At 71.7% G+C, this 25,835-nt stretch carries 25 protein-coding genes and 1 pseudogene; 18 read left to right on the top strand and 8 right to left on the bottom strand.

All coding sequences use genetic code 11. The annotated features are described in order from the left end of the window. Nucleotides 1-687: 687 nt before the first annotated feature. Nucleotides 688-1,533: a trypsin-like serine peptidase gene (locus CTZ28_RS01665; protein ID WP_121887356.1), complete on the top strand. Its 846-nt coding sequence runs from the start codon at nt 688-690 to the stop codon at nt 1,531-1,533. Between the two features lie 59 nt (nt 1,534-1,592). Here the strand turns inward: CTZ28_RS01665 and CTZ28_RS01660 are convergent, their stop codons facing one another. Continuing rightward, nucleotides 1,593-3,203 carry an N-acyl-D-amino-acid deacylase family protein gene (locus tag CTZ28_RS01660; protein ID WP_121887355.1) on the bottom strand — a complete coding sequence of 537 codons (1,611 nt, stop codon included), beginning with the start codon at nt 3,201-3,203 and terminating at the stop codon, nt 1,593-1,595. A gap of 10 nt (nt 3,204-3,213) precedes the next feature. Further along, the gene (locus CTZ28_RS01655; protein WP_121887354.1) at nt 3,214-4,479 is read right to left on the bottom strand and encodes an amino acid deaminase; all 1,266 of its coding nucleotides are present in this window, start codon (nt 4,477-4,479) and stop codon (nt 3,214-3,216) included. A gap of 138 nt (nt 4,480-4,617) precedes the next feature. Between CTZ28_RS01655 and CTZ28_RS49915 the strand changes: the two genes are divergently transcribed. The 5 genes from CTZ28_RS49915 to CTZ28_RS01630 all read left to right on the top strand — a co-directional run bounded on the left by CTZ28_RS49915 (nt 4,618) and on the right by CTZ28_RS01630 (nt 9,482). After that, nucleotides 4,618-6,102 (top strand): sugar kinase, encoded by a 1,485-nt coding sequence (locus CTZ28_RS49915; protein ID WP_121887353.1) that lies wholly within the window; start codon nt 4,618-4,620, stop codon nt 6,100-6,102. Then, nucleotides 6,099-6,863: an IclR family transcriptional regulator gene (locus CTZ28_RS01645; protein ID WP_121887352.1), complete on the top strand. Its 765-nt coding sequence runs from the start codon at nt 6,099-6,101 to the stop codon at nt 6,861-6,863. Before CTZ28_RS49915 ends, CTZ28_RS01645 begins: the two co-directional genes overlap by 4 nt. After that, nucleotides 6,860-7,270 (top strand): RidA family protein, encoded by a 411-nt coding sequence (locus CTZ28_RS01640; protein ID WP_121887351.1) that lies wholly within the window; start codon nt 6,860-6,862, stop codon nt 7,268-7,270. Before CTZ28_RS01645 ends, CTZ28_RS01640 begins: the two co-directional genes overlap by 4 nt. Before the next feature lie 111 nt (nt 7,271-7,381). After that, complete coding sequence (locus CTZ28_RS01635) at nt 7,382-8,869, top strand: GntP family permease (protein ID WP_121887350.1); 1,488 nt, start codon at nt 7,382-7,384, stop codon at nt 8,867-8,869. Between the two features lie 97 nt (nt 8,870-8,966). Further along, nucleotides 8,967-9,482, top strand: a complete 516-nt coding sequence (locus CTZ28_RS01630; RefSeq protein WP_121887349.1) for a hypothetical protein — start codon at nt 8,967-8,969, stop codon at nt 9,480-9,482. A 317-nt stretch (nt 9,483-9,799) separates the two neighbouring features. On the opposite strand, the gene CTZ28_RS47935 is transcribed toward CTZ28_RS01630, so the two are convergent. The 3 genes from CTZ28_RS47935 to CTZ28_RS01615 all read right to left on the bottom strand — a co-directional run bounded on the left by CTZ28_RS47935 (nt 9,800) and on the right by CTZ28_RS01615 (nt 11,670). Then, entirely contained in the window at nt 9,800-9,973 is a 174-nt protein-coding gene (locus tag CTZ28_RS47935; protein ID WP_259471418.1) for a hypothetical protein, read from the bottom strand. A 981-nt stretch (nt 9,974-10,954) separates the two neighbouring features. Continuing rightward, a complete protein-coding gene (locus tag CTZ28_RS01620; RefSeq protein WP_259471417.1) occupies nt 10,955-11,287 on the bottom strand; it encodes a hypothetical protein in 333 nt (110 codons plus the stop codon). Continuing rightward, nucleotides 11,284-11,670, bottom strand: a complete 387-nt coding sequence (locus CTZ28_RS01615; protein ID WP_121887347.1) for a hypothetical protein — start codon at nt 11,668-11,670, stop codon at nt 11,284-11,286. The genes CTZ28_RS01620 and CTZ28_RS01615 overlap by 4 nt, the downstream gene beginning before the upstream one ends. Before the next feature lie 190 nt (nt 11,671-11,860). On the opposite strand from CTZ28_RS01615, the gene CTZ28_RS01610 reads away from it, so the two are divergent. Next, nucleotides 11,861-13,084 carry a helix-turn-helix transcriptional regulator gene (locus CTZ28_RS01610; protein ID WP_121887346.1) on the top strand — a complete coding sequence of 408 codons (1,224 nt, stop codon included), beginning with the start codon at nt 11,861-11,863 and terminating at the stop codon, nt 13,082-13,084. Here CTZ28_RS01610 and CTZ28_RS01605 read toward each other — a convergent pair. Together CTZ28_RS01605 and CTZ28_RS01600 are read right to left on the bottom strand one after the other, a co-directional pair. Beyond that, complete coding sequence (locus CTZ28_RS01605; protein ID WP_183154210.1) at nt 13,065-13,727, bottom strand: HAD family hydrolase; 663 nt, start codon at nt 13,725-13,727, stop codon at nt 13,065-13,067. The two genes, CTZ28_RS01610 and CTZ28_RS01605, sit on opposite strands and share 20 nt — an antisense overlap. Nucleotides 13,728-13,806: 79 nt before the next feature. Further along, nucleotides 13,807-13,983 (bottom strand): annotated as a pseudogene (locus CTZ28_RS01600) (IS30 family transposase); the annotation flags it as partial. Between the two features lie 488 nt (nt 13,984-14,471). Between CTZ28_RS01600 and CTZ28_RS01595 the strand changes: the two are divergent. Genes CTZ28_RS01595 through CTZ28_RS01585 form a run of 3 tightly spaced genes read left to right on the top strand, consistent with a single transcriptional unit; the run spans nt 14,472 to nt 16,080 of the window. Beyond that, nucleotides 14,472-14,717 (top strand): hypothetical protein, encoded by a 246-nt coding sequence (locus CTZ28_RS01595; RefSeq protein ID WP_121887344.1) that lies wholly within the window; start codon nt 14,472-14,474, stop codon nt 14,715-14,717. Next, nucleotides 14,686-15,207, top strand: a complete 522-nt coding sequence (locus tag CTZ28_RS01590; protein WP_121887343.1) for a DUF6879 family protein — start codon at nt 14,686-14,688, stop codon at nt 15,205-15,207. Before CTZ28_RS01595 ends, CTZ28_RS01590 begins: the two co-directional genes overlap by 32 nt. Nucleotides 15,208-15,228: 21 nt before the next feature. Next, nucleotides 15,229-16,080, top strand: a complete 852-nt coding sequence (locus CTZ28_RS01585) for a helix-turn-helix domain-containing protein (RefSeq protein WP_121887342.1) — start codon at nt 15,229-15,231, stop codon at nt 16,078-16,080. A 204-nt stretch (nt 16,081-16,284) separates the two neighbouring features. On the opposite strand, the gene CTZ28_RS01580 is transcribed toward CTZ28_RS01585, so the two are convergent. Beyond that, nucleotides 16,285-17,997: a chitinase gene (locus tag CTZ28_RS01580; protein WP_121887341.1), complete on the bottom strand. Its 1,713-nt coding sequence runs from the start codon at nt 17,995-17,997 to the stop codon at nt 16,285-16,287. A gap of 304 nt (nt 17,998-18,301) precedes the next feature. On the opposite strand from CTZ28_RS01580, the gene CTZ28_RS01575 reads away from it, so the two are divergent. From CTZ28_RS01575 to CTZ28_RS01540, 8 genes are all read left to right on the top strand, one after another. Continuing rightward, nucleotides 18,302-19,195, top strand: a complete 894-nt coding sequence (locus tag CTZ28_RS01575; RefSeq protein WP_398655053.1) for a hypothetical protein — start codon at nt 18,302-18,304, stop codon at nt 19,193-19,195. A gap of 13 nt (nt 19,196-19,208) precedes the next feature. Further along, nucleotides 19,209-19,910: a Flp pilus assembly protein CpaB gene (cpaB, locus tag CTZ28_RS01570; protein WP_121887340.1), complete on the top strand. Its 702-nt coding sequence runs from the start codon at nt 19,209-19,211 to the stop codon at nt 19,908-19,910. 12 nt (nt 19,911-19,922) lie between these two features. Further along, nucleotides 19,923-21,185, top strand: a complete 1,263-nt coding sequence (locus CTZ28_RS01565; protein WP_121887339.1) for a CpaE/TadZ family protein — start codon at nt 19,923-19,925, stop codon at nt 21,183-21,185. 5 nt (nt 21,186-21,190) lie between these two features. Next, nucleotides 21,191-21,568, top strand: a complete 378-nt coding sequence (locus tag CTZ28_RS01560; protein WP_121887338.1) for a TadE family protein — start codon at nt 21,191-21,193, stop codon at nt 21,566-21,568. Between the two features lie 634 nt (nt 21,569-22,202). After that, entirely contained in the window at nt 22,203-22,577 is a 375-nt protein-coding gene (locus CTZ28_RS47930) for a TadE/TadG family type IV pilus assembly protein (RefSeq protein WP_259471438.1), read from the top strand. Between the two features lie 18 nt (nt 22,578-22,595). Continuing rightward, nucleotides 22,596-23,933 carry a TadA family conjugal transfer-associated ATPase gene (locus CTZ28_RS01550; RefSeq protein WP_121887336.1) on the top strand — a complete coding sequence of 446 codons (1,338 nt, stop codon included), beginning with the start codon at nt 22,596-22,598 and terminating at the stop codon, nt 23,931-23,933. Nucleotides 23,934-23,943: 10 nt separating this feature from the next. Beyond that, nucleotides 23,944-24,888 (top strand): type II secretion system F family protein, encoded by a 945-nt coding sequence (locus CTZ28_RS01545; RefSeq protein ID WP_121887335.1) that lies wholly within the window; start codon nt 23,944-23,946, stop codon nt 24,886-24,888. 37 nt (nt 24,889-24,925) lie between these two features. Beyond that, on the top strand, nt 24,926-25,813 hold the full coding sequence (locus CTZ28_RS01540) for a DUF5936 domain-containing protein (protein ID WP_121887334.1): 888 nt from the start codon (nt 24,926-24,928) through the stop codon (nt 25,811-25,813). The last annotated feature ends 22 nt before the right edge of the window (nt 25,814-25,835 follow it).

Raw genomic sequence — 25,835 nt, 5'->3', positions numbered from 1 at the left:
GTGGCGCGCGTGGGGGTGCGTCGGGTGTGTGACGCCGGGCAGGGACGGCACGGGGGTGGGTGAGCGGGAGCGGGCCGTCTGTGGGCGCGGGGCGCGGTGCGGGTCGATTCCGCCTGGGCGGGTGTCGGGTGGCGGGCGTGGGGTGCGTCGGGTGTGTGACGCCGGGGACGGGGCGTCTGCGGGTGCGGGGTTGGTTGGATCGGCGGACGGTGCGGAGTTCGGCGCGGAGCCGGGTCTGCGGGGCAGGGCGCCTGGGGGTCGGTGGGTGCCGCGGAGGCGGGTGTGGGGCTGGGTGGCGGTCGGGCGGTGTGGGGGTGGGCCGTCTGCGGGCGCGGGGCGCGGGGCGCGGGGCGCGTGTAGCGGGGCACGGCGCGGGCCGGTTCCGCTGGGGCGGGTGTGGGGTGGCGGGTGCGGGGCGCGGCGCGGGAGTGGGTGAGCGGGAGCGGGTTGTCTGCGGGGCGCGGGGCGCGTGTGGCGGGGCAGGGCGCGGGTCGGTTCCGCCGGGGCGGGTGCGGGGGCGTTCCGTGGTCGCCGGGGTGAGTGGTCTGCGTTGGCAACTGGGGGTGGGTTTTGGGGAGTTGGGGTGGGTTCGGCTTCTTGCTGTTGACCCCTGGTGGCTTCACAATGCACATGACAACGTGCGGCCGGAAGATCTCCGGTCGCCTACGTCTGCAGAGGGGACCCCACATGAAGAAGCCTCTCCTTGCCGCGCTCACGACCCTGGTGATCACCGGGACGGGCATGGCACCCGCGGCCGCCGCCACCGCCACAGCGACGCAGTCCACCGCACCCGCGATCCAGGCCGTCGACTTCGCCGGCACCGTCGCGCTCAGCAACTGCTCCGGCTCCGTCATCCGCTTCCCTGCCTCCGCCGACACCGACCCGGCCCTCGTGCTCACCAACGGCCACTGCCTGGAGACCGGCTTCCCGGCCGCAGGCCAGGTCATCGTCGACCAGGCGTCCAGCCGCACCTTCGGCCTGCTCAACGCCTCGGCCACCCAGGTCGGCACGCTGCGCGCTGCCAAGGTCGCCTACGCGACGATGACCGACACGGACGTCACGATCTACCAGCTCACCACCACGTACGCGCAGATCAGCAGCACGTACGGGATCAACGCCCTGACGGTGCAGGACACGCACCCGACCGCCGGCACTGCCATCACGGTCGTCTCCGGCTACTGGAAGCGGACCTACGCCTGCTCCATCGACGGCTTCGCCTACCGCCTGAAGGAGGGCAGCTGGACCTGGAAGGACTCCGTCCGCTACACCTCGGCCTGCAACACCATCGGCGGCACCTCGGGCTCCCCGGTGGTCGACAACGCCACCGGCAAGGTCGTCGCCGTCAACAACACCGGCAACGAGGACGGCGCCAGCTGCACCCTGAACAACCCCTGCGAGGTCGACGAGGCCGGCACCGTCACCGTCCGCCAGGGCATCAACTACGCCCAGGAGACCTACCAGATCCCGGCCTGCTTCACGACCGGCAACAAGCTGAACCTCAACGCGAGCGGCTGCACCCTGCCCAGGCCGTAGCGCTCCGCTCGGAGGGCCGTGGGGCGCGGCCCGGCCGGCGGCTCCCGCGGCTCCGGCGGTCAGGCCGGAGTCCGGCGGACCGCACGCCCGGCCAGCACATCCGTACGGCGCCCGTCCTCGATCACGAACCGCCCGTCGACCAGGACGTACGGAATGCCGGTGGGCAGCGCGCGCGGCTGCTCGAAGGTGGACCCCGCCGCGACCGTCCGCGGGTCGAACAGGACCAGGTCGGCGCGGTGTCCCTCGCGGACAAGACCGCGGTCCGGCAGTCGCAGCCGGGCCGCGGGACGCGAGGTGAGATGGGCGACGCACTCCTCCAGGGAGAGCACCCCCAACTCCCGTACATAACGGCCCAGATACTGCGGGAAGGTGCCGTACGCACGCGGATGCGGCTTGGCGCCCTGCAGGATGCCGTCCGAACCGCCGGTGTGCGCGCCGTGCCGCATGATCGCGCGGACGTTCTCCTCGTGGCCCACGTGCTGGAGGATGGTGGACCCCAGCCGGTCCTCGACCAGCAGCCGGCGGGCCGTCGTCCAGGGCGCCTCGCCGCGCCGCCGCGCCGACTCCAGGACCGTGCGGCCGACATGGTCACCGAGGGCCGGGTCGCTCACCCCCGAGATCTCGATCGTGTCCCACTCGACGGGCACACCGTGGCAGCCGTCGGAGCCGACGGCCTCCATGTGGTGCCGGATCCGCTCGGCGGTCGCCTCGTCGGTGAGCCGCCCGAGGATCTCCTCCGGACCGCCCTCGCTCGCCCAGCTGGGCAGCAGCGCCGCGAGCGTCGTACAGCCCGGCGTGTAGGGGTAGGTGTCGAGGCTGATGTCGGCGCCGCCGGCGAGCGCGTCGTCCAGGAGGGTCAGCAGCTCGGGCGCGCGGCCCTTGTTCACGCCGAAGTTCATGGTCGCGTGCGCGAGGTGCAGGGCGCAGCCCGCCTTGCGCGTCAGCTCCACCATCTCGGCGTACGCGGCCAGCGCGCCCGCCCCGTAGGAGCGGTGGTGCGGGCAGTAGTAGCCGCCGTACCGGGCCACCACCCGGCACAGTTCGGTGAGTTCAGCGTCCTCGGCGTACATGCCGGGCGTGTAGGTGAGCCCCGACGACATGCCGACCGCGCCCTGCTCCATGCCCTCGGCGACCAGCTGCCGCATCCGGTCCAGCTCCGCGGGCGTGGCCGGGCGGTCCTCCCAGCCGACGGCGAGCGCGCGCACCGTGCCCTGCGGGATCAGATAGGCGGCGTTGACGGCGATGCCCGCGTCCAGCCGGTCCAGGTACTCGCCGACGGACCGCCAGTCGAAGTCGATGTCGTCGCCGTACCCGTTCCAGCCGGTGATCGCCCGGCGCACCTCGTCGAGCGTGCGGTCGTCGACCGGGGCGTACGACAGCCCGTCCTGCCCGATGACCTCCAGGGTCACGCCCTGCGCGGCCTTCGCGCTGTGGTCGGGGTCGCGCAGCAGGGCGAGGTCGCTGTGGGCGTGCATGTCGATGAAGCCGGGGGAGAGCACCAGCCCCTCGGCGTCCAGCTCCCGGCGGGCCGTGGGCCGTTGGCAGCCCGCCTGGGCCGCCTCCCGGACGATCGAGACGATCCGGCCGCCGTCCACCACCACGTCGGCGCGGTACGACGGCCGGCCGCTGCCGTCCACGACGTCCGCGTCCCTGATGACCAGCTCTTCCATGGCGTGTCTCCTAGAAGAAGGTGCGGATGTAGTCGACGACCGTGCCGTCCGCCTCGGCCAGCGGGATCAGCTGCCACTTGTCGAAGGACGTGCACGGGTGGGACAGGCCGAGCCCGATCCAGTCGCCGACCTCCAGGTCCGCCTCCGGTCCGGTGCCCAGCCAGGTGTGCTGGTCGGACAGGCCGGTCACCGAGACGCCGGCCGCCGGCCGTTCCGTGCCGTTCCTGCGTACCACCTGGGCGAAGGGCAGGTCGAGGTCGTGCGCCGCGTCCCGCTTGCCCGCGTTGGCGAACGCCTGTTCGGCGGAGGGCCGGGAGACGATCTGCGCCCACAGCCGGAAGGCGGGTTCGAGCGCGCCCTCCTGCGGGACCCGGTTGAAGGGGGTCACCTGGTGGTAGTGGCCGTCGTCGTGCGAGACGTAGGCGCCGGAGCGGAGCAGCTTCAGGACGGGGCGGGACAGCGGCGGGATCTTGGCGAACACGTCGGCCACCGCGTCGAACCAGGCGCTGCCGCCCGCGCTGACGACGATCTCCGCGGTGTCCGCGAACCGGCCCGCCCGGTCGAAGTCCACGGCGAGCGCGACCAGCCGGCGCAGCCACGCGTGCACCCGCTCCGGGTCGGCCCGCGGCACCTCGCCCTCGTACCCGGCGACACCGACGAGCCGCAGCGTCCCCGCGGCCGCCACCGCGTCCGCGACCGCCACGCACTCCGCCTCCGCCCGGACGCCGGTGCGGGCGCCCTCGCCTGCGGCCAGTTCGACCACCACGTCCACGGGGCGGGCGGCCCCTTGCAGCGCCGCGTCCATCAACTCCACGCCGCGCACCGAGTCGACGTAGCAGACGAAGCGGAAGGAGGGGTCCGCGGCGAGTTCGGCGGCGATCCAGCGCAGGGCCGCCGCGTCCACCAGCTCGTTGGCGAGGAAGACCCGCTCGACGCCGAACGCTCGCGCCACCCGCACCTGGTGCGGCACCGCCAGGGTGATGCCCCAGGCGCCGTGCGCGAGCTGGCGGTGGAAGAGCTGCGGGGCCATGGAGGTCTTGCCGTGCGGGGCGAAGGCGAGGCCGTGCCGGGCCGCGTACGTCTCCATGAGCTTGAGGTTGTGCTCCAGGCGCTCGGCGGACAGCGTGAGCACGGGGGTGGCGAAGCCGTCGGTGAAGAGGTTGCGGCGCTGGGCGGCCAGTTCGCCGACGGTCAGCCCGGCGGCGTCCGGTGGGAGGCCCTTGAAGCGGTGGTCGACGCGTTCCTCGGCCAGGCGGGCGAGCGCCTCGATGCTCATGGAACCTCCCTGATCTGGTGCGTTGCGCTATCTGCAACGACCGTTGCGTATATCGCTCACTGCTGTCTAACATCTCGGCCAACGCGGGGTCAACGGAGCCGCCGTGACCCGCGTACGCACCGAGGAGCCACGACGACCGTGACCGACACCGGATCCCGCACCGACCCCGACGTCGTGGACGTCGTCGCGCTCGGCGAGTCCATGGTCACGTTCCTGCCCACCCGCACCGGCCGCCTCGCCGACGTGCCCTCCTTCGACCGTGCCATCGGCGGCGCCGAGTCCAACGTGGTCTGCGTCCTCGCCGCCGCCGGACACCCCACGCGCTGGGTCAGCCGGGTCGGCGCCGACGGCTTCGGCGACCATCTCGTCGCGGCGATCGGGGAGTACGGCGTCGACGTCGCCTCGGTGCGGCGGGACCCGGCGCGGCCCACCGGGATCTACTTCCGCACCGCCGGCGACCGGGCGGGCGACGACCACGAAGTGGCCTACTACCGGGCCGGGTCGGCGGCCTCCGCGATGACCGTCGACAACGTGGACCCGGCGGCGCTGCGGGCCGCGCGCGTCCTGCATCTGTCCGGGATCACGGCCGCGCTCTCCGACGGCTGCCTCGACCTGCTGCGCGCGCTCACCGCGCCCCGGCCCGGCCGCCGCCCCCTCGTCTCCTTCGACGTGAACTTCCGCCCCGGCCTGTGGCGCGACGCCGCCGCGCCCCGCGTGCTGCTCGACCTGGCCCGCGGCTGCGACCTGGTCTTCGTGGGCGCCGACGAGGCGGAGGCGGCCTGGGGCGTCACGGCCGACCCGGACGCGATCCGCGCCCTCCTCCCGGAGCCCCGGGTCCTGGTGGTGAAGGAGGGGGCGCGGGGGGCGACGGTCTTCGAGCGCGCCGCCGCGCACGGCGCGCTCGCCGCGCACGATGCGGGCGCCGCGGGCGCCGCTAACGGTGCCTATGCTGCGGGTGTTGCGAGTGGTGCGGATGCTGCGGGCGTCGTGACTGGTGTGGGTGGTGCGGGCGTTGTGACCGGTGCGGGCGCGGCGGGTGTCGCGGCCGGTGTGGGTGGTGCGGGCGTTGCGAGTGGTGCGGATGCTGCGGGCGTTGTGACCGGTGCGGGCGCCGCGGGCATCGCGAACGGTGCTGATGCCGCGGGCGTCGCGACCGGTGCCGACGTTGCGAACGGTGCCGGAGGCGCGGGCGATACGGGGGGCGCGCCCGGCGTGGACGGTGCCGGGGACGCCTGGGATGCCGCCGGGCCGGCGTGGGACGGCCCCGGCCGCACCGGGGCCGCGCCGGGCCGAGCGGCGGCGCCCGGTCCCGGGCCGGACACCCGTACCTCCGCGCCCGCGCTGTGCGTCGACGTCGTCGCGCCCGTCGGGGCCGGTGACGCCTTCGCCGCCGGGTTTCTGTCGGCGACGCTGCGCGGGCTGCCCGTGCGGGACCGGATCCGGTCCGGGCATCTCATGGCCGCCGCCGCGCTCACCGTGCCCGGCGACCTCGCCGTGCCGCCCTCCAGGGACCACGCCGACCGGCTGCTCGCCCTGGACGACGCGGCGTGGGGGAGACTTCGACTCGGCCCCGGCTGGACACACGCCGCAGGCCGGGCCGATGAGGAGGTACCCACGCCATGAGTCAGACCGTCGACCGCGCGCTGAGCATCCTGCCGCTGCTCGCCGAGGGACCCGCCGACCTCGGCCAGGTCGCCGACCGGCTCGGCGTGCACAAGTCCACCGCGCTGCGCCTGCTGCGCACCCTGCACGGACACGGCCTCGTCTACCGCCAGGCCGACCAGCGCTACCGGCTCGGCGCCCGGCTCTTCGCGCTCGCCCAGGAGGCGATGGAGAACCTCGACATCCGCGAGATCGCCCACCCCCACCTCGTCCGCCTCAACGAGAGCTGCGGACACACCGTCCACCTCGCCGTGTACGAGGAGCACGAGGTGCTCTACATCGACAAGGTGGAGAGCCGCTACCCGGTGCGCATGTACTCGCGGATCGGCAAGCCCGTCGCCATCACCGTCGCCGCCGTCGCCAAACTGCTCCTCGCCGACCTGTCCGACACCGAGCGCCGCGCGCTCGCCGAGCAGCTCGACTACCCCCTGTACACGGCCCGTTCCACCCCCAACGCCGCCGCTTTCCTGCGGGAGTTGGACAAGGTCCGGGAACAGGGCTGGGCCACCGACCTCGGCGGCCACGAGGAGTCCATCAACTGCGTCGCCGCCCCCATCCGCGGCGCCGACGGCCGGGTGGCCGCCGCGATGTCCGTCTCCGCGCCGAACGTCGTCGTCACCGCCGACGAACTCCTCACCCTGCTCCCGCAGGTGCGCCGCACCGCCGACGCCATCAGCGGCGAGTACTCCGGCAGAACTCCAGTGAAGGAAACCCCCGCATGACCGAGAAGATCGCGCTCGTCCCCACGACCCACACCACCCCGCCCGCGAAGTTCTCGCACGGCGTCAGGAAGGGCAACATCCTCCAGGTCGCCGGTCAGGTCGGTTTCCTCCCCGCCGAGCCGGGCAAGCCCCCCACGCCGGCCGGCCCCACCCTGCGCGAGCAGACCCTCCAGACCCTCGCCAACGTCAAGGCGATCCTGGTGGAGGGCGGCGCGGGCTGGGACGACGTGATGATGATCCGCGTCTACCTCACCGACGTCGACCACTTCGCCGAGATGAACGAGATCTACAACACCTACTTCGAGGAGCAGGGCCTCACCCAGCCGCCCGCCGCGCGCACCACCGTCTACGTCGGCCTGCCCGCGGGACTCCTCATCGAGATCGACGCGCTCGCCGTACTCGGCTGACCGCTGTCCCCGCACCCGTACTCCGCAGGCACGGCGCTCCCCACCCCCGGGGCGCCGTGCCGTGGTCCCCCCTGCCCGAAAGCACCGTGTCCCCCCGTAGAGGACCCCCACATGACCCCCATATCCCTGCCGCTCGCCGCCGACGCGCCCGCCGCGCCACCCCACACCGGAGGGCTGCTCCTCCTGGTCGACGGCACCGCAGGACTGCTCACCGTCGCCGCCATCGGCATCGCTCTCCTCCTCTTCCTGATCATCAAGGCGCGGCTGCAGCCCTTCGTCGCTCTCCTCGCCGTCTCCATCGCCGTCGGCCTGCTCGCCGGCCTGTCGGTCACCGAACTCTTCGGCACCGTCCAGCGTTCCGCCGCCGTCTCCACCATCGAATCCGGCATGGGCGGCATCCTCGGCCATGTCGCGATCATCATCGGTCTCGGCACGATGCTCGGCGCGATCCTCGAAGTCAGCGGCGGGGCCGAGGTGCTGGCGTCCCGGCTGCTCGGTCTGTTCGGCGAGCGGCGCGCACCCCTCGCCATGGGCCTGACGGGCCTGATCTTCGGCATCCCGGTCTTCTTCGACGTCGGCATCTTCGTGCTCGCGCCGATCGTCTACGCCGCCGCCAAACGCTCCGGCCGCTCCGTCCTGCTGTACTGCCTGCCGCTGCTCGCCGGCCTGTCCATGACCCATGCCTTCCTGCCGCCGCACCCCGGCCCGGTGGCCGCGGCCGGACTGCTGAACGTCCAGCTCGGCTGGATCATCCTCATGGGCATCGTCTGCGGCATCCCCGCCGTGCTCGCGGCCTGGGCCTTCTCCGCCTGGATCGGCCGGCGGATCTTCGTCGCCGTGCCGCAGGACATGGTCGAGGCCGCCGAGGAGGCGCGGCAGGCGGTGCTCGCGGAACAGCGGGCGGCCGGTGCGCGGGCGCCGGAGCAGCCGGTCCCGCTGGGCACGGTCCTCACCATCATCGGCACCCCGCTGGTGCTGATCCTCGCCGCCACCTTCTCCTCCATCGCCCTGGACCCCTCCACCGCCCGCTCGGTGATCGAGTTCTTCGGCAACCCGTTCGTGGCACTGACCATCGCGCTGCTGCTCGCGTACTACCTGCTGGGGCTGCGCCGGGGCTGGTCCCGCAAGTCCCTGGAGACCGTGTCGACGTCCTCGCTGAAGCCGGTCGGCAACATCCTGCTGGTGGTCGGCGCGGGCGGTGTCTTCGGCGCCGTGCTCAAGGCGAGCGGCGTCGCGCAGGCCCTGTCGGACACCTTCCACGACGTCGGACTCCCGGTGATCGTGCTGGCCTACCTCATCTCGGTCGTGCTGCGGGTGGCCCAGGGCTCGGCGACCGTCGCGATCGTCACCACCGCCGGCATCGTCGCCCCCCTGCTCGCCGGGGGCGACCACTCCCAGGCCTTCGTCGCGCTCGTCATCATGGCGATCTCGGCGGGCTCCATCTTCGCCTCGCACGTCAACGACGGCGGCTTCTGGATGGTGGCGAAGTACTTCGGCATCAGTGAACGCGACACCCTGAAGACGTGGACCGTCCTGGAGTCGGTCCTGTCGGTCGCGGGCTTCGTGGTCGCGGCCCTGCTGAGCCTGTTCGTCCACTGAGCCGAGCGGCCTCGCGCGCGGGCGCGTCACCAGGGTGAACCCGTGTGAAGGGTGGGCTGACTGGTTCCGGCACAGCAATGTCGTCCATACTGCCCGCGTGGAGCAGCGCATAGGATCGAGCAGCCAGCCCGTCGAGGGCGCCGGATTCGACCCGGCCTTCATTCCCGGGATCACCGCACCGGTGTCGGCGAAGCGGCAGGACACCGAGCCCGAGGACGCCGTCGAGACCGAGGAGACGGACTCGGCCGAGGACATGGACGTGCCCGCCGTGCCCGCGTCGCAGGCCGAGGAGGCCACCGAGGGCGCCGAGGGCGAGGAGAGTGAGGACGAGCCGGACGGCCCGGTCTTCGAGGCCGCCGACCGCCGGGCCCGGATAGTGGCCGACCGCAAGGGCGTCCGGCTCCGCCTCGACGAGGAGTCCTGCGAGTTCCGCTGGGATGAGATCGGCGCGGTCGAGACGGAGGCGCCCCGCTTCGGGAAGCGTTTCACCATCACGGTGCACACCCCTGACCGCCGCTGGTACCCGATCGAGATCGAGGCGACGGCCAGGGCGCACTTCAAGGAGTGGGAGGAACAACTGGACGCCGTGCTCGACGCGTACTTCGAGGAGTAGCGACGGCCCTGCCGGGCCGCTCAGCGGCAGTACTCGCTGAAGATCTTGTGACTGTGGGGCGGTGCGGTCACCCTCGTCGGTGGCCTGCTCCCCATGGCGTGGCGTCGCAGCCGCGGAGCGGTCCGGCTCGCCCGACGCTCCGATCGTGGCGGGTCCGGCAGCGTCGACCACGCTCGGGTCCCGGCCTGGCGCAGCCACGCCGGGACCGGCAGGTTCTCCGCCGCGGCGGTACGCAGATCCTCGTACCAGCCCTCCGGGACACGGACGGTCGCGGGCTGCCCGGGCCGGAACACGAGTAGTGCCCGCGGGCCGGGCCGTCAGGCGACTGCCGTCAGCTGCGCGATCCGGGCGAACTCCTCCTCCAGGCGGTCCCGCCCGAGGACCGCGAACTCGCGGTCCAGGTCTGCCGGTGTCACTCCGCGGAGTTCCACCATGGTGCGGGCGGCCCGGACCCACGGCGCCCACTCCGAGCCGTACTTCACGTGCTCCATGGCGCACCCCGGGATGGGCTGGAGCGTCCGTGGGTGATGGAGGGGACCGACGACTCCCCACGCGGGTACGCGCCTCGCCCACGCCGCCACGAACCGCCCACCGCGCAGGGCGTGGCAGAGCTGGATGGAGATCCCGGCGCACGGCACGCACACCGGCGGACTCGTCGTGAGCTCCCCCTCCCGGATCGGACCGCCGGAGTCCTTCAGGAGAAAGAGATGCGGACCGTGTGGGTCGGGCGGCATGCGAGCACAGACCTGACACATCATGTTCAGCATCGCCCGACGCTGCCGATACGGGTGGACATTCCGGAACACTGGGCTGCCCCGGCGCTGCCTCGGCCGGAGGACGTACCGGACCCAGAGCACACCGAAACTGTCCCGGTCGTACGGCGTCTCATCCGCGTAAGCGATCCCCGGGACCACGGGCCGGCGGATGATCGGGCGAGCCAGGAGCTTCTCCTCGCTCCATCCGGCGATGTACGGGACGAGGCCTGGCGGAGCCGGAGGCAACACGATCGAGAACCTTCCTATGTCGAGACGAGGGTGACGGCCCGGCACACCGCTGTACTCACAGGGTCAGGTGTGCCGGGCCGGCCCGCCGGCCCCCGCGGGGGAGAGTCGGGAGCGGGAAACCGGCGGGCGCCTGGGGACTCCGGTCACCCCCTGGGGCGCGAGCGACCGGAGCCAGTCATGGGGTCAGCGGCCGACCCCGGCCACGAGGGCACCCATGAGGACGGCTATGGCCAACGCGTAGAGGAACTGGCCCCAATGAGCAGTGGCCCGCGGCCCGGCCCGCCCGACTGCTGCGCACGACGGGTACCTGTCCGTGGCAGGCGTCAGCCCCTGGGTGGGCGCGACGATGACCCGTACGCTGTCGGGTGACCGTTCCGTAGCGGTCCACCTGGTAGACCCGCATGGTCATGTGGCTGAGCGGCGGGCTCGGGTGCGGGGACCGCGCCCCTGCAATCATCTGCTGGCGGGTCACCGGCGGTTGTCCCTGACGAGCCGGTACAAGCCGCGGCCGACGATGCACCTGGCGGCTGTCGCCTTCGTCCCGCAGAGGTCGCACGTAGGCGTGTGGGTGAACAGGCCGCGGTGCGCACGGTCGGCGACGCACTTCCGGCAGGCGCGCGGGAAGCACGTACCCGCGTCAGCCTTCTGCTCGCCGAGGTCGACAGCCGTCTCGATCGTCAGAGGCTGGCCGCACCAGATGCACACACGGCCGGCTCCCCGGGCCTCGTCCAGGCCGTCCAAGTCGGGCAGCGTCAAGACCTCCAGCACGCCTGCGGGGATCTCAACGGATGTATCAATCATGCCGAGCCCTCCGATCCCGCCTTGACGCTCATGCAGTCCTCCAGCGCTGCCTGGAGGGCCTGCGGCTGAGTCAGCCAGCCGTCCTCACCCGGGCACATCCGCCAGTGCGGGCCCGGACCCTCGGTGCGGCGGGCGGGCGGAATCGTCACCGACGCGCCGGTGCCGAGCGGGCGTGTGTTCTCCATGTCCCATGCCTGCGCCGTTCCGGCCGGGACGAAGTAGTACACAACCGTGCGGTCTTCGACAACGGCGCCGCAGCGGGTGCCGAGGACCGCCATTGCGGCGAGTCCGATGCTGCGCGGTACCCGGATGGCGTCCCAGTCGCGGCTGGCGTCGAGCAGCGTGTAGGTCGTGGCGGATGGTAAGGGCGTGGTGGTTGGCATGGCGGGGCTCCTCGGCACCGGAGGATCAGGTGCGAACCAGGGTGACGCTCCGCCGGATAAGAACCGAGGACTTCCAGAGGTCTCTTCCTTGCCGCAAAGAGGACTTTCATGCAGCCATAGGGGTGACGGGTGGCCAATTACAGGGCCAGCGGCGACACTTGACACAGCGCACGACCGCGAGGGAGCAGCAGTGGCCACATCCGCAGGCAACGCCCGGCTCAAGGCGGCACGGATCGCCGCCGGTTACCCGTCCCAGCAAGACCTCGCCGACGTCCTCGGTGTAGGAGTCCGGCAGGTACGACGGTGGGAGTCCGCCACTCCGCCGTGGCCGCAGCCCGAGATGGCGCAGACTCTCACACGGCTCCTCGGCCAGGACCTCGAATCGCTCGGGTTCACCCCGCCAGGGGGCGCGTCCGTCGACCGAGGGCACCGCACCGTCCTCGCTGCCACAGCCGCCGCCGGCCTCGCTGCCGTCCCCACGCAGGCCGTCGCTGTGCAGCCCGCGACCGCTGCTGACGACTACGAGGCGGTCACGCGGTCTCACCGGCGCCTGTACTGGTCTGTCGCCCCGGCCACCCTCCACCCGGCTGCCCTCGCCCATGCCACCCTCGGCTGCGCGCTGCTCCCGGAGGCGGTCGGACAGACCCGCACCCGGATCGCCGCAGCCCTCGCCGAGACGTGGCTGCTCGCCGGGCGGATCGAGTTCTTCGACCTGCGCGAGGCCGACCGTGCCCAGCAGACCTTGCTCCGCGCGCTCCAGGCCGCGGGTGAGGCGGACGATGCGCTGCTCGGTGCGGCGATCCTCGCGCACACGGCGTTCATCCCCGCGTGGGCCGGCGAGCGCGACGCGGCCGTCGAGCGGATGGTGGCCGCCCGGACCTACGTCCGCCGGGGCCCGGCCTCGGCCGAGCTGTTGGCGTGGCTGGACGCGGTGGAGGCCGAGTGCGAGACCCGCTGCGGAAACACGAGGACGGCGCTGCACCTGATCGGGCACGCCGAGGACATCGTTACCCGGGGCGGTGAGCACGAGTCGCCGGTGTGGCTCGACTGGTTCTCGCCCGTCCGGCTCGCCGCGTTCAAGGGCAACACGCAGCTGCGCGCCGGCCACTTGCCGCAGGCGCGGGTCACCCTCCTCGGCGTCCTCGACGCGCTCGCTCCGTCCGAGGAGAAGCAGACCACCGTCGTCCTCGGCGACCTCGCCGCCGTCGAAGCCGCGGCTGGCGACCCGGAGGCCGCGTGCCGGTACGCGGTGCGTGCGCTCGACCAGTTGGAGCGCACCTGGTATGCGATGGGCATGGACCGGATCCGGGAGGTGCGGCGCGCGTTGGCGCCGCACCAGCACGAGCGGTGTGTGCGGGAGTTGGACGACCGGCTGTACGGCTGGTCGACTACGGTCAGTGCTCTCGCGCGTTGAACTGGCTGATCTGCCCGGACAGTTCCAGGAGGCTCTCGACCCGGAAAGTCGGCAGCTTCTGCGCAGCCTCGCTGTTCCACTGAATCGTGGCCCACGGGCCCCGGCGTACGAGCGCGGTGTGCATCCCGGCTTGGCGGGCGGGGCGGATGTCGTTGTCCACGCGGTCGCCGACGTACAGCATCTCGCCGGGCTCCGCGGGCACGACGTCGGCAACACGGTCGAAGAATGCGCGGTCAGGCTTGCTGGCGCCCCAGTCGTCGGAGGTGCCGATCAGGTCCACGTCGTTGGAGAACAACTCGCGCAGGATCCTGCCCGCGCGGACCGTCTGGTTTCCGGCGATGCCCAGCCACAGCCCGTCCGCGCGGAGCGCGGTGAGCGCGTCCCGGACGTCCGGGTAGAGGTCGGCCTCGCCGAAGGTCTCGGGCCGGTCTGCCTCGGCGCGGCGCTCGCGTTCGGCGTACAGGTCGAAGCCGGGGCGGAACTCCTGGAAGGTGTCGCGGTAGTCGCGGCCTTGGGCGATGACGGCGCCGAACATGGCATGGAAGGTGTGGCGGGGTACGCCGAGCCAGTCGGCCCAGGTGCCGTACTCGGTGGTCTCGTCTACGAGGCATTCGCCGACGTCGAAGATCACAGCGCGAATCATGGACGCGAGCGTACCCAGGCATGACGAAGGGGCCCCCACTGCCCGAGGCGAATTCCAGGGGTCGTTGCAACACAAGTGATCAACTGGCTGTTGCCAGGAGCCTAGCGAGGCGCTCGGCTGGGGTTTCCCAGCCGAGCGTTTTGCGTGGCCGGCTGTTCAGCTCGGCGGCCACAGCGTCCAGCTGTTCGCGGCTGTAGCGGGCCAGGTCGGTGCCCTTGGGGAAGCATTGCCGCAGCAGGCCGTTGACGCTTCTATGTCAAGCGGTGAGCTGATGCTGGGTGATGTGGTGCTGCCAGGAATGCCCGGGGTGTGGCTACTGGCGCAGTCGGGGCAGGCGTACACCTCGACGTCGAGGACGTGCACGCCCTCCCGGCCGCGGGCGATGCCGGCGGACACGGCGCCGACCACGTCGAAGCAGGCTCTTCGCGCACCAGCAGCAGGCCCACCCCGAGTACTGGGCGTAGGTCAGTGACGCGACGGGTGGGGGCTCGGGGCGTCGGGTCATAACCGGTCATGTCGACTCCTTCGCAGTCGGCCACGCCCCGGGAGGCCCGCCGCCTCGCCGGGGTTTCGTCGTGACTGCCGACCGTAGGAAATGGGGTCTTGCAGCCGCTACAAACTTGCACCGCCTTGCACTTCAGCTATCTGGCGAGTCGCGATGGCCACTTCGCGCCCTTGACGACGTCCTCCGGCGGGTCGACTTTGGTGCAAGTCCGTGTAAGCAGAAGAGCCTTGGAGGTCACCATGGCACTACGGTTCATCGGCATCGACCCCGACACCGACGAGAAGAACTGCCCGCGGGTATGGGTCGACGAGAAGAAGCAAGAGTTCGTTTTCCAGGGCTGGAAGGCAGACGAGGCACTGGAAGACGAGGTGCGGTCCACCGGCCCGCTCCCCGACTACGAGGCCGTGGTGCGGATCCCCGCACGCATGGCGCACATCCTCAAGGAGGCATGCAATGCCATCGAGCATCCCGACGTCGTTCGATGAACAGCTCGCCGCCGCCCAGCGGTCGGCTGTCCACCTGGAGATGCGGGACGCCTACTACAGCAACCCCCGCTTCGAGGCATGGCTGAAGGGTGAGCGTGTCGACTGGGACGACCGGGCCTCCTGGTGGCGGCCCTTTCACCAGGACATCGCCGACGCTGTCGCCCGCGGTGTCCAGGTGCGGCGGGCCCGGGTCGTGTCCGAGCCGGTCACCGACTACATCCGGTGGGAGCACTACCAGACCCGCGCCAACGTCGATGCCGGAGAACAGGTGCGGTGGCTGCCTCGTCGTGACACTGCCGATCTGCTGATGCCGGGCTGTGATTTCTGGATCTTCGATGACCGGGTGATCCGCGTGCACAACTTCTCCGGAGCCGGCGACTTGCTCGGCGAGGAGTTCTGCGACGACCCCGCCCTGGTCGAACTCAACGGCGCAGCCTTCGAACGCGTCTGGGACCGGGCCGTCCCGCACGACCAGTACGAGATCCGATAGACCGAGCGCGACAGAACGACCATGCCACCCACATCCCCGTCGTCCAGCGCGCAAGCTGCGCGCGCCGCGCTCGCCGCTCGGCTCCGCGACATCCGGCTGGACGCAGGGATCACCAAACGGGAGCTTGCCGCCCGGTGCGGGTGGAGCGAGGCGAAGTCCTCGCGGATCGAGAACGCCCGCACGGCGCCCTCCGACGACGACCTTCGCGCCTGGTGCCACGCCTGCGGCGCCGACGACCAGGCGGCTTCTCTCGTCGCCGCGAACCGGCAGGCCGACTCCATGTACGTCCAGTGGAAGCGGCTCCAACGCACCGGGCTCAAGCAGCTCCAGACGGCCAACCTTTCTCTTTTCGAGCGGACCCGGCACTTCAAGGTCTACTGCTCCAACGTGGTACCCGGCTTCCTTCAGACGCCCGGGTACGCCGCCGCGCTGCTCCGGGCCATCGCCACGTTCCGCGGACTGCCCGACGACGTCGCCGACGCCGTCACTGCGCGCATGAACCGGTCGCGGATCCTCCACGAGAACGGCCGGACCTTCGCGATCGTGCTGGAGGAGACCGTGCTCCGCTACCGCCTCGGCGACGCCGGAGTGATGGCCGGCCAACTCGGCTCGCTGCTCTCGGCGATGGACCTGCCGTCGGTGTCGCTGGGCATCATCCCGGCCGCCGCCGAGCGCAGCATGTGGGCGATCGAGTCGTTCACGGCCTTCGACGACCGCCGGGTTGATCACGAGCCGCTGTCGGCCTCGGTGAAGATCACGGCACCGGATGAAGTGGACCAGTACCTGAAGGCGTTCGGAGCGCTGCACCAGCACGCCGTGTACGGCGCGGACGCCCGTGCGCTGATCGTGCGGGCGATCGAGGCCCTGCACTGACCCCTGAACGCACGAAAGCGGCCCCAGCCGTCCGAAGGACGTTGTTGGTCAATTCGGGAGCAAGTTCTACTCGGCCGCGCTGGACTTCGGTTCGACGGGGCCGAGCGCACAGGGAGCCGTACTTATAGCACCGTCCGGGCGCCCCGGGGGTGACACGGAAGGGGGCGGAGGCCCAAGCCGCCGCCCCCTGGGACCTCCGCGAGGTTACGGCAGCGCGTGTACGTGTGGGCCCACCGTGTTCGACCAGGCGTTGCCCGAGGTCGCGTCCCAGTTGGTCGACCAGGTCATCGCGCCCCGCAGGTCCGGGTAGGTCTTCGACGGCTTGAAGGAGCCGCAGCCGGTGCCCTTCGTCAGGCAGTCCAGGGCGTTGTTGACCACCGACGGGGAGACATAGCCGCTGCCCGCCGCGCTCGTCGACGCCGGCAGCCCCAGGCCGACCTGCGACGGCGCGAGGCCGCCTTCCAACTGGATGCAGGCCAGCGCGGTGAGGAAGTCCACCGAGCCCTGGCTGTACACCTTGCCGTCACAGCCGAGCATCGAACCGCTGTTGTAGTACTGCATGTTGACGACGGTGAGGATGTCCTTCACGTTCAGCGCCGTCTGGAAGTACGTGTTCGACGTGGACTGCATGTCGATGGTCTGCGGGGCCATCGTCAGCACCAGCGACGCGCCCGCCTTCGCCGACAGCGAGCGCAGCGCCTGCGTCATGTACGTGGCGTTCAGCCCGTTCTCCAGGTCGATGTCGACGCCGTCGAAGCCGTACGTCTGCATCAGCGAATAAACCGAGTCGGCGAAGTTCGCGGCGGACGCCGAGTCGTTCACCGACACCGTGCCCCGCTCGCCGCCGACCGAGACGATGACCTTCTTCCCGGCGGCCTGCTTCGCCTTGATGTCCGCCTTGAACTGGTCGACGGTGTAGCCGCCGAGACCGGCCGAGTCCAGGTTGAAGGTGACCGCGCCGGGGGTCGACGTCGCGTCCGCGAAGGCCACCGCGACGATGTCGTACGCCGACGGCACATCGGAGATCTTCTGGACCGTCGCCCCGTTGTTGAAGTTCTGCCAGTAGCCGGTCACCGCGTGCTTGGGCACCGAGCCGCCGCCTCCGCCGCCGCTCGTGGCGGTGGTGCCGGTGACCGCCGCCGACTTCGGCGACTCGCCCGCCGAGTTGGTCGCCGTCACCTGGAAGGTGTACGAGGTGGCGGCGGCGAGGCCGGTCAGCGTCGCCGAGGTGCCGGTCACCGCCGTCACCTTCGTGCCGTCGCGGTAGACGTTGTAGCCCGTCGCGCCGGACACCGTGCTCCAGGCCAGCGAGACCGAGGAGGACGTCGTCCCGGCGACGGCGAGGCCGCTCGGGGTGCCCGGGACGCTCGGGTCCGGGTCGCCGCCGCCCCCGCCGTCCGGGCCGTAGACGGACACGTCGTCCGCGAGGTACGCCGCCTGGCCGTACCAGCCGTGCGTGTAGACGGAGACGGACGTGGTGCCCGAGCCGGTCGTGAACGTCGTCGTCAGCTGCTTCCAGGAGGCCGAGTCGGGCGTCCAGGTGGACACGTCGGTGGTGCCGGTGCCCGTCACGCCCAGATAGGTGTAGCCGCCCTGCACCCACGCGCTCAGTGTGTACGTCGAGTTCGGCCGCACCGCCACCGTCTGGGCGCAGCGCGCGTTGTCCTGGCCGGCCGGCGTCGCCTTCAGCGCGCCCGCGCCCGAGTGCACCGGGGAGGAGACGGTCGTACCGCTGTCCGCGGAGCAGGTCCAGTTGCTCAGGCCGGACTCGAAGCCGGCGTTCTTGGCGTTGTTGACGTCCGCAGCGGATGCGGGGGCGGCGGCGAGTCCCGCCACGGACAGGGCGAGCGCGGCCGTCACGGACCAGGTCCGTATCCGTCGTCGGCTGCGTCTGGGCGTGCCTGGTGCGCGGTCCACTGGGGCCTCCGGGTGGGGGAGTGGGCGGGGAGAGAGGTGAGGACGGTGGCCACCGCTCGCCTCCAAGTTGGTCCAGACCAATCTCGCTGTCAAGAGGTCCAGACCAAAACCCCGTCCACGCAAGACGTTCAACCTGTCCTGATTTGAAGTGAGTTGTGTGAGGGTGGATCCCGTCCGGCTACACAAACGGTGTTCTCCGGTCACAGAGGCGTGGATACAGTGCTCACGTAGTCACGCAGTGAAGTCGTCCCGGCACACCGGCCACCCCGGTGGGCCCACGGATGTGAAGAGCGGGGAGCTGCGCGTGCCAACTGCCATCGCCGTGACCAGCGCCGACATGGCGCTGTCCGCGCAGGACGAACGGACCGTGCCCGCCGTCGTCCTGCGGGACCTCGACAAGCGGCCGCTCGACCATGCGCTCGCCGAGCTGCATGGGCTCGTCGAGCAGCACGGGCATCTGGTCGTCGTCGGCTCGCAGGCCGCTCCCGCGGCGGTGACCCAGCGGCTGCACACCCTGCGGTCGCTCCTGGAGAGCGACCGGATCGCCCTGTTCCGGCCCGCCCTGCCGCCCCTCGGAATCGCCGTCCTGGCCCGCCAGTTGCGCCAGCTGGCCTCCTGCGATCTCAGCCCGGGCGTGCTCGCCTCCGCGGGCCGGCTGCTCACCCACTACATCCACGCCGGCGCGGTCCTCGGCTCGGTCGCCAAGCTGGACCGGGTCCCCGTGGGACTGAAGGCGCACGCCAAGTCCTGGGTGCCGGGCAGCCAGTTCGCGGTGGTCGCCCACCCCCAACCGCAGCTCGTCCGGGTCGGCCCCGAAGCGACCCTGTCCGGACCCGAGTTCAGCACCTCGATGCTGGTCGCCAAGGGACAGCTGCAGTCCGAGTGGACCGGCACGCTCGCTAAGGCCTGGGGTGCGCACGGGCTGCGCGAGACCCCGCTGCCTGCCGAGTCCGCGCAGTGGTGGGGGACGGGCCGGATCATCGAGTTCTGCAGCTATCTCGGCGACCTCTCCGTCCTCTACCAACTGGTCACCTCCGTGCGGCAGAGCACCTGCCACTGGTGCGGCATCGACGTCATCGGCGACCGCTGCGTCTTCTGCTCCGCGACCCCGCCAGGCCAGGAGCCACCCGACCCCCTGCCATCCGGCACCGCGACACCGCTCACCCAAACGACTGCGCACGACCGATTCCCCCAATGAGGTTGCACGGTTCATGAACTCCCGTCAGCGCCGCGGCGTGATACTCCTGGTCCTGTCGGTCGTCTGCGCCCTCGGCGCGTTCGCCGGCGTGCTCTCCGTCATCGACGACGTGAAGTCCAAGGTCGGCCCCGAGGTCACCGCATACCGGCTCAAGTCGAACGTGGCGCCGTACACGCCGCTGAACACGGGCCAGTTCGAGAAGATCCGGATGCCCGAGCGCTGGCTGTCGGCCAACGCCGTCACCGATCTGCGGCGGATCCGGGGCAAGATCGCGGTGACCACCCTGCGCGAGGGCTCCCTGCTGCAGACCGACATGATCGTCGACCAGCCCGCCCTCCAGCCGGGGGAGCAGGAGGTCGCCATCATGATCGACGCGGCCACCGGAGTGGCCGGCAAGATCACCCCGGGCTCCCGGGTCAACGTCTACGCCACCTTCGAGGGCCGACAGCAGGGCGACCCCGACCAGTCCAAGATCATCGTGACCAACGCCCGGGTCCTCGACGTCGGCAAGCTGACCTCCCTGGAGCCGGACAACAAGAACCAGCAGCCGACCGACGCCGTCCCGATCACCTTCGCGCTGTCCACCATCGACGCGCAGCGCATCACGTACGCCGAGTCGTTCGCCCAGCGGGTCAGGCTCGCCCTGGTGGCACCCGGCGGCGAGACCACCGTCCCGGACAAGGACCGCACGTACGAACTCGCGACGGACAAGTGAGAGGCGGCCCGCATGCCCACCAGAATCCTCCCGGCCGTCGGTGACCCGGACGCCGTACGCTCCCTCATCACCCTGCTCAGCCAACTGCCGGACGCCGAACCGCTCCCCCCGGTCGGCGACTCCACCCAGCTCGTCGACACCCTTGCCGGGCTCGCCGCCGAGTCCGTCGACGAACTGCCCGAGGTCGTCGTCGTCCACGAGCGGATCGGACCCGTACCCGCGCTCGAACTCGTCCGCGAGGTCGCCCTGCGCTTCCCCGCCGTCGGTGTCGTCCTCGTCACCACCGACGCCGGTCCCGGCCTGTTCGCCGCCGCCATGGACGCCGGCGCCCGCGGCCTGGTCACCCTCCCGCTGAGCTACGACGAACTGGCCGGCCGGGTGCAGGCGGTGGCCCAGTGGTCGACGGGCGTACGCCGGCATCTCGGCCACGGCGCCGAGGTGTTCGGCGGGGTCGGCGGCACCGTCGTCACCGTCAGCGGTGCCAAGGGCGGCGTCGGCACCACCTTCGCCGCCATCCAACTCGCCCTGGCTGCCCAGGCGTCCGGCCGGTCCACCGCCCTGGTCGACCTGGACCTGCAGACCGGCGACGTCGCCTCCTACCTGGACATCCAGTTCCGCCGCTCCGTCGTCGACCTGGCCGCCATCACCGACATCTCCCCGCGCGTCCTCGCCGACGCCGTCTTCCGCCACGACACCGGCCTCGCCCTGCTGCTTGCCCCCGGCGAGGGCGAACGCGGCGAGGAGGTCACCGACCGGGCCGCCCGGCAGATCATCGGCGCCCTGCGCTCCCGCTACGAGGTGGTCGTGCTGGACTGCGGCGCCCAGCTCAGTGGCGCCGGCGCGACCGCCGTGGAGATGGCCGCGACGGCGCTGCTGCTGACCACCCCGGACGTGGTCGCCGTACGGGCCGCCAAGCGCACCGTGCGCATGTGGGACCGGCTGCAGATCCGCAAGGCGGAGGAGACCACCGTCGTCGTCAACCGCCACACCAGGAGCACGGAGATCCAGCCGCCGCTGATCCAGCGCATCACCGGCACCGCGCTGGCCCGTACGACGGTCCCCGCGGGCTTCAAGGAACTCCAGGGCGTCGTGGACGCGGGGCGCGTCCACGAACTCGACAGCCGGAGCGCGGTGAAGCAGGCCCTGTGGGCGCTCGCGGGCGAACTCGGCCTGGCCGGCACGCCCGACGGACCGGCGCACCGCGGCGGCCGGCCGCGCGGCGATCGGCCACGCGGCGACCGGGGTGCGGTGAGTTTCCGGCGCCGGAAGGAGTGAACGGCATGCACCGGCCGGTACGCGACCGGGGCCAGGTCAGCATCGAACTCCTCGGCATGACCCCGCTGATCCTGCTGACCCTGGTGCTGATGTGGCAGTGCGTCCTCGTGGGGTACACCTACACGCTCGCGGGGAACGCTGCCGACGAGGCGGTGCGGGCCGGGACGGCCGCGGCGCCGGGCGAGCGGCAGGCCGCCTGCCAGGAGGCGGGACTCCGGAATCTGTCGGAGGCGTGGAGGGGGGATGCCACGGTGACGTGCGGGGGAAGCGGCTACGTGACCGCCGACGTGTCGCTCAAGGTGCCCGTCCTCTTCCCGGGGACCATCGCCTTCCCGGTCACCGTCCACGGCCACGCGGGCGCGGTGGAGGAGGCGAAACACTGAGATGTACCACGACGAAGCCCCCACGTTCTGCGGCTCGGCAGACGACATCACCTCCGTCCACGGGGAAACCGACTCGGACGCCCGAGGCGTGGGCGGAGAGGCGCACGCCCGGCGCGGGGAGGGTGACTTGGAGGGTCTGCGCCGGGGTGGAGAGGTGCGCTCCCGGCGCGGGGACGGCGACTCGGACGCCCGACGCCTGGGCGAAGAGGCGCGCTTCCGTCGCCTCGGTGGAGGGGTGCGCCCCCTGGGCGGGGACGGTGACTTGGACGGTGGGCGCCGGGGTGGAGAAGGGCGTCTCCCGCGCGGGGACGGCGACTTGGGGTACCGGCGTCGGGGTGGACGGGTGCGCGCCTCGCGCAGGGCGGGTGACGTGGGCGGCCAGCGCCCGTATGGAGAGGCGCGCCCGGGCGGTGACTTCCGTGTCCGGTGGGGAGAGGGCGGGGCCGGGATTCCGGGCCGGGGTGGTGACCCAGGGGGCCGGCGTCCGGCTGGTGGCCTCGGCCGGTTCCGCATCCGCGTGCTTGCTCGTTCCTCCGGATGTGTTTCCCGGGACGTCGGGCCCGGCACCGGGCTCCGTGCCCGTCTCGGACAGTTCCGCATCCGCCTGCGTGCTCGTTCCTCCGGGTGCGCTCCCCTGGACGTCGGGCCCCGCCATGGGCTCCGTGTCCGGCGTCGGGATCGGGGGCAAGTCGCCATCGAATACCTGGGGTTCATCCCGATCCTGCTGCTCGTCGCGCTCGCCGGGCTGCAGATCGGGGTCGTCGCGTACACCGCGCAACAGGCGGGGACGGCGGCGCGCGCCGGGGCGCGGGCCGCCTCGTTGCGGCAGGACGTCGCCCAGGCCTGCGCGGGCGCGGTCAGCGACTGGCTCGCCGGCGGCACCCGGTGCGTGACCGCTGACCTGGGCGACTCGGTCGAGGTCACCGCCACCGTCCACATCCCCTCGGTCGTCTTCGGCTGGGACTTCGGGGACGCCCGCAAGTCCGCCACCATGCCACGCGACCACTGAACGAGGAGCAGCCCAGCCATGAGCCTGCGGGCACGCATCAACTCCCCCGAGGAGCACGGCAGCCGGGGCGAGGACGGCCACCTGGTCGCCTCGTACCGGGCCAAGCTCCTGGAGGAGATCGACCTGGCGGAGATGGGTTCCCTCGCCGCGGCCGAGCGCCGGGCCCGGCTCGAACGGGTGCTCGGCCACATCATCAGCCGCGAGGGCCCGGTCCTGTCGACGGTCGAACGCGCCCAGCTGATCCGGCGTGTCGTCGACGAGGCGCTCGGCCTGGGCATCCTGGAACCCCTGCTGGAGGACCCGTCCATCACCGAGATCATGGTGAACGGCCCCGACACGATCTTCGTGGAACGCGGCGGCCGGGTCGAGCAGTTGCCGCTGCGCTTCGTCTCCTCGGACCAGCTGATGCAGACGATCGAGCGGATCGTCTCGACGGTCAACCGCCGGGTCGACGAGTCCAACCCGATGGTCGACGCCCGCCTCCCGTCCGGCGAGCGCGTCAACGTCATCATCCCGCCGCTGTCCCTCACCGGCCCGATCCTCACCATCCGCCGCTTCCCGCGCTCCTTCACCCTCCAGGAGCTGATCGGCTTCGGCTCGCTGGACGAGCACATGGTGTTCCTGCTCGCGGGCCTGGTGCAGGCGAAGTTCAACATCATCGTCTCCGGGGCCACCGGCACCGGCAAGACGACCCTGCTCAACGCCCTCTCCGGACTCATCCCGGCGCACGAGCGGATCATCACCATCGAGGACTCGGCCGAACTCCAGCTCCAGCAGACCCACGTGGTCCGGCTGGAGTCCCGCCCGCCGAACGTCGAGGGCAAGGGCCAGGTCACCATCCGCGACCTGGTGCGCAACTCGCTCCGTATGCGCCCCGACCGCATCGTGGTCGGCGAGGTCCGCGGCGGCGAGTCCCTGGACATGCTCCAGGCGATGTCCACGGGCCACGACGGCTCCCTGGCGACCGTGCACGCGAACAGCGCCGAGGACGCCCTCACCCGGCTCCAGACCCTCGCCTCCATGTCCGACGTCGAGGTCCCCTTCGTAGCCCTGCACGACCAGATCAACAGCGCTGTCGACGTCCTCGTCCAGCTCACCCGGTTCGCCGACGGCGCCCGCCGCATCACCGAGATCGCCCTGCTCGACAGCCACGGCAGCGAGCCGTACCGGCTGGCCACCGCGGCCCGCTTCGACGCCCGGCCCATGACCCCCGACGGCCGGGTCCACGGCACCTTCCACTACTTCCCCCTCCCGCGCCGCACCGCCGACCGCCTCTACATGGCGAGCCAGCCCCTGCCGCAGGCCTTCGGCGTCGCCCAGAGCGCGGACCAGCTCGCCACCCGAGAGGCCAGGTAGCCAGGCACCCATGGAACTGCACACGCTCGTCCCGCTCACCACCGGTGTCACCCTGCTGACCTGCGTCCTGGCCGTCGTCGGCGTACACACCTACGCCTCGGGCCGGGCCCAGCGCGCCGCCCTCGTCGAGCGCCTCAGCCACACCGGCCAGGTCCCGGCCGCCGCCCGCCGGCGCCGCTTCCGCACCCTCGACCGCCGGCTGCGCCGCACCCGGCTCGGCCGCAAGCTGGAACTGCGCCTCCTGGCGACCGGCCTGGATGTCACCCCCGGCGAGTTCTTCGCGTACCTGCTCGCCGTGGTCGCCGCGCTGTGGCTGATCGGCCAGGCCGTCCTCGCCCCCTTCTTCGGCCCGATCGCCGCTCTGGCCGGCGTGTGGGCGGCGCTGCTGTTCCTCAACTGGCAGCGGCAGAAGCGCATCGAACGCTTCATCGGCCAACTCCCCGAACTCGCCCGCATCCTGGCCAACGCCACCCAGGCCGGCCTCGCCCTGCGCACCGCGATCGGCCTGGCTGCGGAGGAGCTGGAGGCCCCGGCGGGCGAGGAACTCGCCAAGGTGGCCGACCAGTTGGCGATCGGCCACTCCATGGACGACGCCCTGGGCGAACTCGCCGACCGGCTGCCGTCGCGCGAGCTGGTCGTCCTCGTCACCACCCTCGTGCTGTCGAACCGCGCGGGCGGCCAGGTGGTCAGCGCGCTGCGCAACCTGACCGAGACGCTGGAGGAACGCAAGGAGACCCGGCGCGAGATCCGCACCCAGCTCTCCCAGGTGACCATGACGTCGTACGCCGTCCCCGCGCTCGGCGTGGGCGCGCTGTTCCTGATGAACGGCGTCAAGGCCGGCGCCCTCGACCGGATGACCGGCTCACCGATCGGCCAGGCCTGCGTGGTCGTCGCGTTCGCGATGTACGCGGTCGGGTTCGTCCTCATCCGCCGGATGAGCCGCATCGACGTCTGAGAACCGAGCCGGGAACGAAGGAAGGGAGGGGATCCGCATGGGACTTCTGCTGGCGGCGGTGATGGGCCTCGGCGTCTGGGGCGTGTTCGCCGGGATCCGCATGTACCGGGCGGAGGTCAAGCTGCCCCCCGACCTGGCCGTGGCCCTGGAGGTGGGCGCCACCCGCACCGGCGCCGTCGACTCGCTGATCGACCGCATGGGCATGCGCTACGCCCCCGCGGTGCTGCGCCTGATGGGCCCCAAGCGGGTCGCCAGGTACCGCCGCAGGATCGACCTCGCGGGCAACCCGGGCGGCCTGACCATCGACCGGTACGCGGCACGGCGCGCGGTCTACGGCGCGCTCGGCGGCGTCGGCTTCCTGGTGATGGTGGCGCGCGGCCAGTACGTCGTCGCGCTGCTCCTGCTCGCCTTCGGCGCGTTCTGGACCGAGGTCGGCATCTGGTCGGCGATCCGCATCCGCAAGGACGTCATCGAGCGGACGCTGCCCGACTTCCTGGACGTCCTCGCGGTGGTGGTGAGCGCGGGGCTTGGCTTCCGGCAGGCCCTGGACCGGGTCGCCGCCCGGTACGAGGGCCCCTGGGCCGACGAACTGCGCATCACCCTGCGCCAGATGGACCTCGGCATGAGCCGCCGCCAGGCCTTCGCGGAGCTGCGCCGCCGCAACGACTCCGAGCAGGTGGCCATGTTCGTCACGGCGTTGCAGCAGGGCGAGGAGCTGGGCGCGCCGATCGTCGACACCCTCGTGGCCCTGGCCAAGGACATGCGCCGCACCGACGCGCAGAACGCCCGCCGCAAGGCCGCCCGTGCGGTGCCCAAGGCCACGCTGATGATCACCACGTTCATGGTCCCGGCCACGATGCTCCTGCTGGGCGCCGGACTTCTGCTGGGCTCCGGGGTGGACTTCGGCACCATCACGGGCAAGTAGACGGGGAAGCGGGCGGGGGGTG

It is taken from the genome of Streptomyces shenzhenensis (assembly GCF_003688995.1).
GTDB lineage: Bacteria > Actinomycetota > Actinomycetes > Streptomycetales > Streptomycetaceae > Streptomyces > Streptomyces shenzhenensis_A.
Note: the sequence above shows the minus strand (reverse complement) of the source record. Positions and strands in the feature narration are given on the sequence as shown.

Coding starts and splice junctions, on each gene's coding strand:
- CTZ28_RS01560 (WP_121887338.1), top strand. CDS start 21,191: ATGCACCGGCCGGTACGCGACCGGGGCCAGGTCAGCATCGAACTCCTC.
- CTZ28_RS01645 (WP_121887352.1), top strand. CDS start 6,099: ATGAGTCAGACCGTCGACCGCGCGCTGAGCATCCTGCCGCTGCTCGCC.
- CTZ28_RS01595 (WP_121887344.1), top strand. CDS start 14,472: ATGGCACTACGGTTCATCGGCATCGACCCCGACACCGACGAGAAGAAC.
- CTZ28_RS01655 (WP_121887354.1), bottom strand. CDS start 4,479: ATGAGCATCGAGGCGCTCGCCCGCCTGGCCGAGGAACGCGTCGACCAC.
- CTZ28_RS01620 (WP_259471417.1), bottom strand. CDS start 11,287: ATGATTGATACATCCGTTGAGATCCCCGCAGGCGTGCTGGAGGTCTTG.
- CTZ28_RS01590 (WP_121887343.1), top strand. CDS start 14,686: ATGCCATCGAGCATCCCGACGTCGTTCGATGAACAGCTCGCCGCCGCC.
- CTZ28_RS01605 (WP_183154210.1), bottom strand. CDS start 13,727: ATGATTCGCGCTGTGATCTTCGACGTCGGCGAATGCCTCGTAGACGAG.
- CTZ28_RS01665 (WP_121887356.1), top strand. CDS start 688: ATGAAGAAGCCTCTCCTTGCCGCGCTCACGACCCTGGTGATCACCGGG.
- CTZ28_RS01565 (WP_121887339.1), top strand. CDS start 19,923: ATGCCCACCAGAATCCTCCCGGCCGTCGGTGACCCGGACGCCGTACGC.
- CTZ28_RS01640 (WP_121887351.1), top strand. CDS start 6,860: ATGACCGAGAAGATCGCGCTCGTCCCCACGACCCACACCACCCCGCCC.
- CTZ28_RS01545 (WP_121887335.1), top strand. CDS start 23,944: ATGGAACTGCACACGCTCGTCCCGCTCACCACCGGTGTCACCCTGCTG.
- CTZ28_RS01585 (WP_121887342.1), top strand. CDS start 15,229: ATGCCACCCACATCCCCGTCGTCCAGCGCGCAAGCTGCGCGCGCCGCG.
- CTZ28_RS01540 (WP_121887334.1), top strand. CDS start 24,926: ATGGGACTTCTGCTGGCGGCGGTGATGGGCCTCGGCGTCTGGGGCGTG.
- CTZ28_RS47935 (WP_259471418.1), bottom strand. CDS start 9,973: ATGGAGCACGTGAAGTACGGCTCGGAGTGGGCGCCGTGGGTCCGGGCC.
- CTZ28_RS01550 (WP_121887336.1), top strand. CDS start 22,596: ATGAGCCTGCGGGCACGCATCAACTCCCCCGAGGAGCACGGCAGCCGG.
- CTZ28_RS01635 (WP_121887350.1), top strand. CDS start 7,382: ATGACCCCCATATCCCTGCCGCTCGCCGCCGACGCGCCCGCCGCGCCA.
- CTZ28_RS01615 (WP_121887347.1), bottom strand. CDS start 11,670: ATGCCAACCACCACGCCCTTACCATCCGCCACGACCTACACGCTGCTC.
- cpaB (WP_121887340.1), top strand. CDS start 19,209: ATGAACTCCCGTCAGCGCCGCGGCGTGATACTCCTGGTCCTGTCGGTC.
- CTZ28_RS01660 (WP_121887355.1), bottom strand. CDS start 3,203: ATGGAAGAGCTGGTCATCAGGGACGCGGACGTCGTGGACGGCAGCGGC.